Origin of the sequence: Rhodospirillum sp. A1_3_36 (assembly GCF_047263945.1) — a bacterium.
Classification (GTDB): Bacteria; Pseudomonadota; Alphaproteobacteria; order Rhodospirillales; family Rhodospirillaceae; genus Rhodospirillum.
This window is the reverse complement of record NZ_JBLAVB010000007.1, coordinates 90,189-102,366: the sequence shown is the minus strand read 5'-3', so window position 1 is coordinate 102,366 and position 12,178 is coordinate 90,189. Positions and strand designations below refer to the sequence as shown.

Below are 12,178 nucleotides of genomic sequence, written 5' to 3'. Positions count from 1 at the left end.
CCAGGCCACAAGAAAAATGGGGGTTTGGGGGCATTTGCCCCCAAATGGGCTTGGGCAATCGCCCAAAAAACACGAGACACTATCGTCTCCCGTGTTTTCCGTCATATCAACCGCCCGGAACAGACGCGGAAGCCAGTCAATTCCCGCGAACGGCCTGCCAGGCGATATCCCGCAGATCACAGCGGCGCATATTCAGGTCGTCAAGCTCCGCATCACTCATCGAGTTCAGTTCGTCGTAGGTCCGGCGGAAAGCCCGCCACTGCGCCAGAGAGACGCGAACATGCGCCATCATTTGGCCAAACAGGGCGAAGATATCGAACCGGTTTTGGGAAACAGAGGTTATCGTCGCCATCTCGCTAGCTCCTATAAGGCGCCGGATCGGGGCGCTTATTCATGGTCATTGGCCAAGGAGATAGCGCCGATTGTGCACCTGCACAATCGGCAAACCGGTAAAACAGCTGTGCGAAAACTGCATGAGCGATACCCCGCTCTTTTCGCCGAGAAAGGAGCGCTATGACTGAGTCAGACTGGGCCTAATACCAAGGTGCGGTGCGTTTGCCTCACCGCACCTTGGAAGCGGCCAACTGGCCGCCGCGCCTTATGGCGCGTAAAAGCCCGCCTGGCGTTTGAACGCAAGAAAAGCGGCGTGGGTTTCAACCCGCGCCGCTTGGTATAACGGTCTCTCAAGTCGTGCCAATTTCCCTCAGAAAACCGGACACATGGCGCTCCAGATCCCGCGCCCAGGAGCCAACGGCATCCGAAGCCTCTCGCACATCCGTGGCGTTTCTCGAAGTGTCATCCACGGCAACGGCCATGCGTTGGACATCCCCGACCGCATCCGCCGCCCCGACCGCCGCCTCCCGCACATTGCCAGAGATCGTTTCGGTCGCAGCAGCCTGCTCCTTCACGGCTGCGGCAATGGCCTGAATGATGCCGTCGATCTCTCGCATGGTCCCGGTCAAGCGGTCCATTTCTTCCACCGTCTCCGAGGTGGCCTTCTGAACGCCCGAGACCTGGTCAGAAATGTCCTCTGTGGCCTTTGCAGTCTGTTCGGCCAGATTTTTCACTTCCCCAGCAACCACGGCGAAGCCCTTCCCCGCCTCTCCCGCGCGGGCGGCTTCGATGGTTGCGTTCAGGGCGAGAAGGTGAGTCTGGCTGGCGATGGCCTGGATCAGAACCACCACCTCGCCAATCCGACCCGCGATGGCGTCCAGGTCGCCGACGATAACCTGAGTGCGTCCGGCCTGATCCACAGCCTGGGAAACGGTTTGCATGACGCTGCTCGCCTGTTGCCCGATTCCGGAAATGGACAAACTCAATTCGCCCGAAGCCTCCGAGACACCGTCGATGTTCACTGCCGCCACCTCGGTTGCGCGCGTCACCGAGGCGGTGCTGTTCCGAAAGCCATCAACAAAGGCGGTCAAGCCACTTGCCGTTTCCTCCATCCGCTCCGCAGCGGCACCGATACCGGAGACCACCGCGCCGATATCCCCTTCGAACCGAGCAATCCGCTCCCTCAGATCCCGGTTACCGCGCTCCCGCTGCTCCTGTTCCTCCCGCCTCTGCCGCTCCAAACGGGCCCGTTCCGCCGCATTGTCACGGAAGACCCGCAGGGTATCGACAATGGCGCCCAATTCGTGCCGACGCGGCAGACTGGCCAGCACCACATGGCGGTCGCCCTTGGCCAGTTCGGTGATGGCCTGCCGGACCTGTTCCAGGGGCCGAACGACGCCAAAGGTCATGAGCCCCAGGAACCCCAGAACCGCCAAGGCCACCCCGGCGACGATGGCCATGATCCAGGCCCCCGTTTCGGAGCGGACGGCTCTCAGCCGGATCCCGGCGGCCTGTGCTGTCTTGGACAAGTGATCCCGGGCCTGGGTCAGATGCTCCGACAGAGTCTCATAGCGCCCCTGAGCGTCCTCCAACAGACCTATGGCGGCCTGGGAGGACGCAATCCACCCCTTGACCGAGGTCTCGTATCCGTCGATCGCCTCCGTCAGGGCCGGAGCCAAACGGGTGTCCTCGACCCGAAGTTTCCCGATGATCCGGCGCAGGCCCTCGAACCGGGCGGTCAAGACCTGGAAGGCTTCCTCTGCGGCGCCGGGGTCTCCGGCAAGGATGTCCTCCACAGCTTTGTCGATTTTCGGCATTTGCCCCAGCAGCTTGGCCGACCCCATCGCGTCTCCGGCCACCCGCACCTTATCCCCCTGATCTCGAATGGCCTCCCCCCAAGCAGCGATCCCTCCCAGGAGCGTATCGGGTGGCGGCGCCTCGCCTCCGGCGCCCCCATCACGGTGGCCCAGCTTGGCAACCTCCTGGTCCAAGGCTTGGAAACGGTCGCGCAGATCCGCCAAGGGCCCCTGGGCACCGTCCACATCCGAGCCAACATCCGCAGCCAGATCAGACGCTTTCACCTCAGTCAGGTAAGATCCCACTTGGTCGAGGGCCTGCCACACCCGATCCCGCCGCTCTGGCGCCCCCGTTCGAGCGTAGCGGACCATATCCTCGGGAATGGCCCGGACGACCAGCTCAATGTCATAGGCACGGTTAACGGCATCGTTGAAGACCTGATTCCGCGTAAAGGCGGCGGAGACCTGCCGATCCCCCAGCCACCAACTCAACCCGATGGCCGCCACGCCCAAAAGCATGACGCCACAAAAGGTAAAAATATAAACGCGTATGGACGCAATATCGGTGATACCGGTCCTGCGCCGCCGCGTTTCCGCCGGTCTGCCCGCCCGATCGGCTGTTTCCATGAGCCCCTCCCTTTCCTCCCCCGAAGCGATCAAGGGGGACGTTGCCCCATCCCTTCCACCAACCGCTCAGTGCCCTAGCTTTCCGCAAAGACCTGATTTCACAGTGTTTCTACAGCAGCCAGCCCCACCTCACGGCGTGAAGGCGGCGCGGGAGCGCTCCAAGGCCGCCAGGGAAAAGGGGCTCCCCATCTCAAATGGTCCCACCCAGAGAGCCTTCCAGCTCGGCCAGCTCCTGCCCCCCGGCCATCATCTCCTGCAATTCGTCAGCAGAGATCTCCCCCCGCGAGGCTGTTCCCAGAGTCTTGCCTCGACACAGGACGGTGAACCGGTCCCCCACGGCCATGGCATGGCGCACATTGTGGCTGATGAACACCACGCCGACCCCCTGCTTGCGGACTTTGTCGATGGTCGCCAGGACATTGGAGGTCTGGCGCACCCCCAAGGCCGATGTCGGCTCGTCAAGGATGAGGATCTTTGCGCCGAAATACACGGCGCGGGCAATGGCCACGGTCTGGCGCTCGCCACCGGACAGGGTGCCCACCGCCTGATCGGGACCGCGTAGGCTGATCCCCATCTCCCGCATTTTCTGGACCGCCACCGCGTTGGCCTTGGCCACATCGAACCGCTTGAACGGCCCCTTCCCCTTGGTCGGCTCCCGACCCATGAAGAAATTCCGGGTCACGGACATCAAGGGGATCATGGCCAAATCCTGGAACACGGTCGCCACGCCCGCCTCCATGGCGTCCCGCGGCGTGTCGAAGGTTACCGGTTTTCCCTCGAACCGCATGGTCCCATGACTGGGTTTGTGCACCCCGGACATGACCTTGATGAAAGTCGACTTGCCCGCGCCGTTATCGCCCAACAGGCAATGACATTCCCCGGGGCGGACGTCAAAGCTGACACCGGCCAGCGCAATGACGTTGCCGAAGTGCTTCTCAATGCCGTCGAGTTCGATGATCGGATCTCCCATCTCACCGCTCCCCCGTCACGCGTTTGCGAATGGCATTGTTGAAGACCACCGCCAGCAACAGCATTGTCCCCAGGAAGACCTGGAACCAGTCCTGGTCGAAGTTGGTGTAGGTCAGCCCGATAACCACCATGCCAAAGATAATGGATCCGAAGAAGGCTCCGATGGCCGAGCCATACCCACCGGTCAGCAGACATCCCCCGATCACAGCGGCGATGATCGCCTCGAATTCCTTCTGGAAACCGCGGCGGGCATCGGTGCTGCCCGCATCGAGCACCTGGATGATCGCCAGCAGGGCGGCACAGCAGGCGGTGAAGACGAACAGCGCAATCTTGACCTTGCGGACGGGAACCCCGGAATTGGCCGCCGCATTGGCGTCACCACCCGCGGCGAAGATCCAGTTTCCGACGGGCGTCCGCAGCAGAAGATAGGTGGCCGCCAGAGCCAGAATGAGGAACCACAGAAGCTCGATGGGGACGCCGGGCACCTTGGGCGACCCGGACTTGAAGGTATCGATCAGCCCGATCTTGGCGAGCCAACCGAACAGACCGCTGAAAGCGTCACCGCTGAAAAAGGACGCGAGGGCATCCCCCTCCACGGCGTCGCGCACGCCCCGCAATTGGGTTGATCCATCGGTCACCCATTTCAAGCCGACCAAGGACAGCCCCCGCAGGATGAACAGGAAAGCCAGGGTGACGATGAAGGACGGCAATCCCGTGCGCATGACGATATAGCCGTTCACCGAGCCCACCAGACCGGCAGCGGCCAGGGTGAGTGGAATGGCCAAGGCCAGGGGCATGTCCATGTTGACCACACAGGCGCCGAAGACCATGCCCGCAAAGGCGACCATGGACCCGATGGACAGGTCGAATTCTCCACCGATCATCAGCATCGCTGCGCCAATGGCCAGAATTCCCAATTGCGCGCCCGGACTCAGAAAATTGAAGGTTCCCGATAGGGTGAACATGCTGCCATCCGCCGTGACGGCAAAGAACAGCGTCACCAAAATCAATCCCGCCACCGCACCCAGTTCCGGGCGCTTCATGGCATGGGCGATAACGGACTCCTCCTTGAGTCTCTCGTCGACGGCGGGCGTCGCTTCCTCGGACATGACTTCCTCCCTCTGATCACGGGAAGGGGACGGGCTTTCCATCCCCTTCCCGGCATGCCACCCTGGTTAGCGAATGCCCTTGGCAGACAGCTCGACAACCTGACCGGCCTTATCGGCGGTGATCAGGTTCGGGCCAGAGGGCACGTTGCCTCCGGGCATCAGCCCATAGTCGGCATTCAGGGCGAGGAAGACCACAGGCAGGTATCCCTGCAGAAACTGCTGCTGATCAATGGCGAAGGCCGCGTCGCCCGCTTTGACGGATTCCAGGAAGCTGGCGGACAGGTCGAAGCTCGCAACCTTCACGTCACCCGTGCGTCCCAAGGCCTTGACGGCGGCGACGGAGGGTTCACCGGCCGTGGAGGCCCCCAGGGCCATGACCGTATCCACATCGGGATCGGATTCCAGGGCCGCGCGCACCTTCGCTTCAATCTCGGAGGGATCGTTGCTGGTCGGTAGAACGCTCACGGAACCGCCAAAGCCCTTGGCAAATCCCTCGCACCGCTGGTCAAGGGAGACATTGCCCACCTCCTGGTTGACGCAGATGCCTTTCTTGCCCCCCATTTCCGCGAGCTTCGCGCCCGCGATTTCTCCCGCTGTGAACTCATCCTGGCCCACATGCAGCAGGGCGCCCAACTCCTTGGACACATCCGAACCGGCGTTCATGGAAATCACGGGGATGCCCGCCTCGACCGCACGCTTGATGGAGGGGCCAAGCGCATCTGCATCGGGGATCGACACCACCAGCCCGTCGGGCTCCTGGTTCACGGCGGCGTCGATCATCTGGCCCATGGCCACCATGTCGAAGGTCTCCGGGGAGCGGAATTCCACATGGGCGCCCGTATGTTTGGCGGCCATGTCCACGCCGTTCTTCACCACTGACCAGAACGGGTCATTGGCCTGACCATGGGCGACCACAATGATATCCGACGCCATGGCACTTGTCCCATAGGCCATCACTGCGGCCGTGGCGACACCACCGAGAATTTTTGAAAGCTTCATGTCCGTCTCCTGTTCCTGTTGTTCGGTTTGTTTGTCTTTTTGTTTTTCATCACGCGCGGCGACCGATTTTGCCGCGCATCCCGTCCCGGTTCACGGGACGAAGGAAGGGAGTTTTTCCCCCTTTCCGTCGGGATGTCTGTCAGGCGCCCTGAACGGCGACCGATTGTCCGGACCGGGCCGCCTGGGTCGCCGCATCCGCGACGGCCAGGGCGTTGATGCCGTCTTCCAGGCTCACCGGGATCGGCGCCCCATCCAGGATCGCCTCCACGAAGGCGTTCCATTCCGCGACATAGGCCCGCGCATAGCGCTCCAGGAAGAAATGTTCCGGCTTGGCGGTCAAAGCGCCCTCCGCCGACAGCTTCTCCACGGTATGCTCGAGCATATTGCGCGCCGAAAGCAGCCCCTCGGACCCCAGAAGCTCCACCCGCTGGTCATAGCCGTAGGCGGCCCGGCGGCTGTTCTTGATGGCCACGATGCGCCCATCGGCGTACTGCAGGACGATGACGGCGGTATCCATGTCGCCCGCCTCTCCGATGGCCGGATCCACAATGGAAGATCCGGTGGCACTCACCTTTTCTGGCGCAGCCCCCATGATCCAGCAGGCCATGTCGAAGTCGTGAATAGTCATATCGCGGAACAGACCGCCAGAGACCTTGATGTAAGACACCGGCGGCGGCGCCGGATCGAAGGAGGTAATGGAGAGCAGTTCGCCCTTGCCGATTTCCCCCGCCTCGAAGGCGGCTTTCAGCTTGGCGAAATTGGGGTCGAAACGCCGGTTGAAGCCGATCATCACCGGCTTGCCACACTCCCGGACCACAGCGAGACAAGCCCGCGCCCGCTTCAGGCTCAGGTCCACGGGTTTTTCGCAAAGCACCGCCTTGCCCGCCCGAACTGCGGCCTCGATCAGATCCGAATGGGTGTCCGTCGAGGTGGCGATCAGCACTGCGTCGATGGCACTGTCCGCCAGGATCGCTTCCGTGGAGCGGACCTCTGCCCCGTAGGGGGCGGCCAGGGCTCCAGCGGCCTCCCCATTGACATCGGAAATGGAATGGAGCTGGCTTCGCGGATGAGCGGCGATCGTCCGCGCATGGACCTGGCCGATACGCCCCGCCCCCAGCAACCCAACCTTCAACATGTGATGACCTCCCAAATCGCCGACGGTTCCCGTCGGACGTATTGCCAAATCGCCGACCTGTGCCGCCGGGTGTATTGAACGCTGCATGCCAACCGGACCAAGGTCCGGTCCCGATGGAAAAGCCGCCTGGCGGTCCAAGGAGAGCGCGCCAGTTGAACCGCCAGGCGGAAAGGGGCGGGGCCGGGCGAGAGAGAGTTCCCGGGTTCCCGCCAGGAAGGGGGCTACTGAGAGTCCCGTTGGAAAATCCAGTCGTGGTCCGGATGATTCCGGAAGCACCATTTGCGCACCGGTCCAGCCATGACGTTCAGGTAGTACAGGTCATAGCCATAGGGGACGCCGCAGGGATGGTGTCCCTTGGGCACAAGGACCACGTCGCCGTCGGACACGGCCATGGTCTCGTCAATCTCGCCGTCCTCAGTGAAGACCCGCTGGACGGCGAACCCCTGTTTGGGATTCAGCCGGTGGTAATAGGTTTCCTCCAGATAGGTGATCTCCGGCTCCCGGTCCTCGTCATGGCGATGTGGCGGGTAGCTGGACCAGTTCCCCTGGGGGGTAAAAACCTCGGTCACCAGCAGGCTGTCGGCCACATCCGCATCCGGCATGGCGATGGCGTTGATATGACGGGTATTGGCTCCCTTGCCCCGAACCTCAGAGGAGGGAACGGGAAGGACGCGGGCCGGATGGCCACCATGCCCCGGTGCGGTGCAGACCGCAATCACGCAATCGGTGGTCGCCTTGGCCGCCCACCGGGTCCCATTGGGGACATAGACCGACTGGGGCGGCGTCCCTTCGAAGACGCTCATGCGCTCGCCCAGTTCTCCGAAAGCCTGATCGTCCGCCGACACCTCGGCCTTGCCTTCAACCAGCACCAGAATACACTCACGGTCGCCGGTCTCCTCCCCGGCCTGCTCCCCCGCCTTCAGGTGGTACAAGCCGAATCCCACGTAGCGCCACTGGGCATTTTCCGGGGTGATGTCATGGACCTTGCCGGTCTCGCCTTGTGGTTTGCGCAGCAGATCCGCCATCACGCCGCTCCTTCCTGGCTGCTCGTATCCAGTCCCGTTGCGCGGGCCATGGCCCGCAGGGAGCGCAGCCCCAGGGACTGGTATTCGACCGGGTTACGAACCGCAGGGTCCTGTTCGGCCTCGATAACCAACCAGCCCTCATAGCCATGCTCCGCAGCGATGCGCAGGACGGGCTCGAAGGCGACCACCCCCTCGGGGTCGCCAGGAACGGTGAAGACACCCCTGCGCACCCCCTCCAGGAAGCTCAAACCTTCGGCGCGAACCTGATCACGCACGGCGGGCCGGACATTCTTGCAATGGATATGGGCGATCCGGCCCATGTATTTGGCAGCCAGGGCTTCCGGGTCCCCTCCCCCAAACAGGGCGTGGCCCGTATCCAGCAAAAGAGCGGTCTGGGGGCCCGTATGGGCCATGAAGGCATCGATCTCGTCGGGGGTCTCAACCACGGTGCCCATGTGGTGGTGGTACGCCAGGCGGATCCCCTGTTCGGCGCAATGGGTGGCGATGGCCTCCACATCCGCCCCGAACTGTGCCCAGTCCCCATCGGACAGGGCAGGACTTTGGGAAATGGGCCGGTCATCCCGCCCGTGAATCGCATTGGAGGTCTCACAGACGATGCAGACCGAACAGCCCATGGCTTTCAAAAGATCCAGATGGGGTTGGATCGCCGCCTTTTCCTCGTCCACCGACTGGGTCAGCAGGTTCAAGGAATGCCAGCCGGAGACGAAGGCCAATCCATGGGGCGCCAAAACGGCTTTCAGCGCCGCCGCATCACCGGGCATCTTGTGCCCCTTTTCAAGGCCATCGAACCCGATGGACGCAGCCTCGGACAGGCAACGCTCCAGGGAGATATCGGCACCGAGGGTCTGATCGTCGTCATTGGACCAGGCAATGGGATTTGTCCCGTAGTGTATCATGCTCTCCCTTTCGTTTTCTCCCGGGTGCTTTTGTCCCGAAGCCCTGTCCGACGTTTTCGCCGATTGATTATCCTGGGGCCGCGTATTTAGAGACTGGTCGAAGTGCCAACCACCGATTATCGAAATTTTTATTCCATTTTCATCCCCATGCAACAAGTTTTTTCACGGTCGGGACCATTCCAGAGTTCCTCTGATAAATCAAAGCCATCGGCAAATGAGTGGCCGGGCCTAGGGCAAAGCCTGGGGAGAAGAGGATAACCCATTGACATCCTTGGAAGGCTTTAGCGAAATTAATATTCCAAATAGAGAACACCGCTTTCACCGAAGGGGCCGGGACCACGGGTCCAGCCAGGGAGATCCTCGATGACCGACAACAACCTCGAACCGCCTCCAACCGATTTCGAGCAGTTCCGGGACATGATCGTTGCCCGCAAGGACAGCCTGCCCAAGCGATTGGCACAGGTTGGTGAGTATGCGATTCGCAATCCCGATGACTTTGCCTTCGGGACAGCGGCAAGCGTGTCCGAAGCCATCGGCGTCCAACCCTCCACCCTGGTCCGCTTCGCCAAGCAGCTTGGATATGCTGGATTTTCTGACCTCAAAGACGTGTTCAGGTCGCGCATCAAAGAGCAACGCAGCTCCTACCAGGATCGGATCCGCGCCCTTCGAGTCGACACCGAGGGGTCCGCCGAATCCGAGATCCTCTATGGTTTCCTCGACGCGGCGGCTGGTTCCCTCGCCGCCCTGTCCCGCAGGGTGGAGGTGGCCCGCTTTGCCGAAGCCGTCGCCATTCTGGCCAAGGCGGATTGCATCTATCTGATCGCCCGGCGGCGCGCCTATCCCTTGGCCAGTTCCATGGCCTACACCTTCGCAAAAATGGGACTCCGCATCGTCCTCGCCGGGTCTGCCCCCGGCATCGACCCGGAACTCATTGGCAGCGCCACGGACCGGGATGCCGCCATCGCCATGAGCTTTACCCCCTATTCCAGCGACACCGTGCACCTGGCCCGCATCGTGGCCGGAGCAGGCGTTCCCTTGATTTCCATCACCGACAGCCCCTTCAGCCCCATCGCCGAATGTGCGCGGATTTGGTTCGAAATCGCCGAACAGGATTTCTCCGGATTCCGCTCCCTTTCCGCTTCCATGGCCTTTTGCATGGCCCTGACCGTCGCCGTCGCAGAGGCCCGAAAGCAGTAATTCAGAACAAAATTTCCCGTTGACCAAAATATAGAATACGTGTTCCATCTGAAGAAAAGAAACACCGTCCCGGCTCCGTCTGCGGAGCCACCCGGGGCGCATTGTGTTGAATTGTTTTGGGAGGAACACGCATGGCCGGTTCAACGAACCAGGAGTTGGATGTCATCACCATTGGGCGGTCGTCGGTGGACCTGTACGGGCAACAGATCGGCAACCGCCTGGAGGATGTGGGATCCTTCGCCAAATCGGTGGGCGGCTGCCCCTCGAACATCGCCATCGGCACCTCCCGCCTCGGCCTGCGGTCAGGCGTCATCACCCGGGTTGGCAACGAGGGCCTGGGCCGCTTCATCCGGGAACAAATGGTGCGAGAAGGGGTCTCCGAGCGGGGGATCGTGACGGACCAGACCCGGTTGACCGCCCTGGTGGTCCTGGGCGTCGAGTCCGATACGGCCTTCCCCACAATCTTCTACCGCGAGAATTGCGCGGATATGGCCTTGGAAGAGGGGGATGTGGATCCCGATTTCATCGCCACTTCCCGGTCGGTTCTCGTCTCTGGCACCCATTTCTCGAAGCCGAACGCGGCGGCGGCCCAAAAGAAGGCGATCCGGATCGCCAAGGATCTGGGACGCAAGGTGATCTTCGATGTGGATTACCGCCCCAACCTCTGGGGACTGGCGGGGCATGATGCGGGAGAAAGCCGCTATATTGCCTCCTCCCAAGTCACCGAGGCCTACCGGACGATCCTGCCCGACTGCGACCTGATCGTCGGAACCGAAGAGGAAATCCGCATCGCCTCCGGCGAGGAAGACCTGCTCCAGGCCCTTTTGGCCATCCGCGCCCTGACCCCGGGTGTCATCGTCCTCAAGCGCGGCCCCATGGGCTGCGTGGTCTATGACGGTCCCATCGGCGGGACCCTGGAAGACGGCATCGTCGGCCAAGGCTTCCCCATCGAGGTCTACAACACGCTTGGCGCCGGAGACGGCTTCCTGTCAGGGTTCCTGCGCGGCTGGTTGGGGGGCGAGGACCTGCAAACCGCCGCCACCTGGGGCAACGCCTGCGGGGCCTTCGCCGTTTCGCGGCTCCTCTGCTCGCCGGAAATCCCGACCTTCGAGGAATTGCGCCTGTTCCTGGACGAAGGCAGCCCCCACCGGGCTCTGCGCAAAGACAAACGGCTCAACCATGTGCATTGGTCCACAACAAGGCGCCAAGAGCACCCCAGAGTCATGGCCCTGGCCTGTGACCACCGCCTGCAATTCGAGGACATGGCCCGCGAAGCCGGGGCCGATGTGGCGCGGATTGAAGCGTTCAAGGTGCTCGCCGTACGCGCCGCAGCCCAGGTGGCCCAGGGGCGGCCAGGATATGGTCTGTTGCTGGACGACAAATATGGCCGGTCGGCCCTGTTTGAAACGGTAAAACATCCCTTCTGGATCGCCAAACCCCTGGAGGAGCCGGGCTCCCGCCCCCTGCGGTTCGAGGTCACCCAGGATGCGGGGGGGCGCCTGATCGAATGGCCGGTGGATCACTGCATCAAATGCCTCTGCTTCTACCACCCGGACGACCCCGCCGACCTGAAGGCCCAACAGATCGACAAGCTCCGGGGCCTCTACGACGCCTCGCGGGCAGTGGGCCGGGAGCTCCTGGTGGAAATCATCGCCGGAACCCTGGGCCCCCTGGATGACACCACCATTCCCCGGGCTTTGGAGGAGGTCTACGCTGCCGGCATCAAGCCAGACTGGTGGAAACTGGAGCCGCAAGTCTCGGAGGATGCCTGGGCCAGGATTGACGCAACGGTCACGGCCAATGATCCCTGGTGTCGGGGGATCCTGCTCCTTGGGCTCGACGCCCCCTTGGACGACCTGCGACGGGCTTTCAAGGCGGCCCGCTGCGCGCCCAGCGTGAAGGGGTTCGCCGTGGGGCGGAGCATTTTCGGCCCGGCGGCCCGCGCATGGCTCCGGAACGAAATGGACGACAAGGCCGCAATCGACGACATGGCCCACCGGTTTTCAGAGCTGACGGAAGCCTGGCTGGCCCTGGAACTGGACCCGCTGGAGTGAGCGGCGCCACGCGAAAA

At 62.6% G+C, this 12,178-nt stretch carries 10 protein-coding genes; 2 read left to right on the top strand and 8 right to left on the bottom strand.

All coding sequences use genetic code 11. The features are described from left to right. Positions 1 to 136: 136 nt before the first annotated feature. The 8 genes from ACLIRY_RS15895 to iolE all read right to left on the bottom strand — a co-directional run bounded on the left by ACLIRY_RS15895 (position 137) and on the right by iolE (position 8,910). Positions 137 to 352, bottom strand: coding sequence for a DUF1127 domain-containing protein (locus ACLIRY_RS15895; protein WP_413206399.1), 216 nt, complete (start codon positions 350 to 352; stop codon positions 137 to 139). 331 nt (positions 353 to 683) lie between these two features. Then, entirely contained in the window at positions 684 to 2,756 is a 2,073-nt protein-coding gene (locus ACLIRY_RS15890; RefSeq protein ID WP_413206398.1) for a methyl-accepting chemotaxis protein, read from the bottom strand. Positions 2,757 to 2,946: 190 nt separating this feature from the next. Beyond that, a complete protein-coding gene (locus tag ACLIRY_RS15885; RefSeq protein WP_413206397.1) occupies positions 2,947 to 3,726 on the bottom strand; it encodes an ATP-binding cassette domain-containing protein in 780 nt (259 codons plus the stop codon). Between the two features lies 1 nt (position 3,727). Beyond that, entirely contained in the window at positions 3,728 to 4,834 is a 1,107-nt protein-coding gene (locus ACLIRY_RS15880) for an ABC transporter permease (protein WP_413206396.1), read from the bottom strand. Positions 4,835 to 4,900: 66 nt separating this feature from the next. Continuing rightward, entirely contained in the window at positions 4,901 to 5,833 is a 933-nt protein-coding gene (locus ACLIRY_RS15875) for a sugar ABC transporter substrate-binding protein (RefSeq protein WP_413206395.1), read from the bottom strand. Positions 5,834 to 5,972: 139 nt separating this feature from the next. Continuing rightward, a complete protein-coding gene (gene iolG, locus ACLIRY_RS15870) occupies positions 5,973 to 6,968 on the bottom strand; it encodes an inositol 2-dehydrogenase (RefSeq protein ID WP_413206394.1) in 996 nt (331 codons plus the stop codon). 221 nt (positions 6,969 to 7,189) lie between these two features. After that, a complete protein-coding gene (gene iolB / locus ACLIRY_RS15865; protein WP_413206393.1) occupies positions 7,190 to 7,993 on the bottom strand; it encodes a 5-deoxy-glucuronate isomerase in 804 nt (267 codons plus the stop codon). Continuing rightward, the gene (gene iolE / locus ACLIRY_RS15860; protein ID WP_413206392.1) at positions 7,993 to 8,910 is read right to left on the bottom strand and encodes a myo-inosose-2 dehydratase; all 918 of its coding nucleotides are present in this window, start codon (positions 8,908 to 8,910) and stop codon (positions 7,993 to 7,995) included. Before iolE ends, iolB begins: the two co-directional genes overlap by 1 nt. 363 nt (positions 8,911 to 9,273) lie before the next feature. On the opposite strand from iolE, the gene ACLIRY_RS15855 reads away from it, so the two are divergent. Next, on the top strand, positions 9,274 to 10,107 hold the full coding sequence (locus ACLIRY_RS15855) for a MurR/RpiR family transcriptional regulator (RefSeq protein WP_413206391.1): 834 nt from the start codon (positions 9,274 to 9,276) through the stop codon (positions 10,105 to 10,107). A gap of 131 nt (positions 10,108 to 10,238) precedes the next feature. After that, positions 10,239 to 12,161 (top strand): bifunctional 5-dehydro-2-deoxygluconokinase/5-dehydro-2-deoxyphosphogluconate aldolase, encoded by a 1,923-nt coding sequence (locus tag ACLIRY_RS15850; protein WP_413206390.1) that lies wholly within the window; start codon positions 10,239 to 10,241, stop codon positions 12,159 to 12,161. Positions 12,162 to 12,178 lie beyond the last annotated feature (17 nt).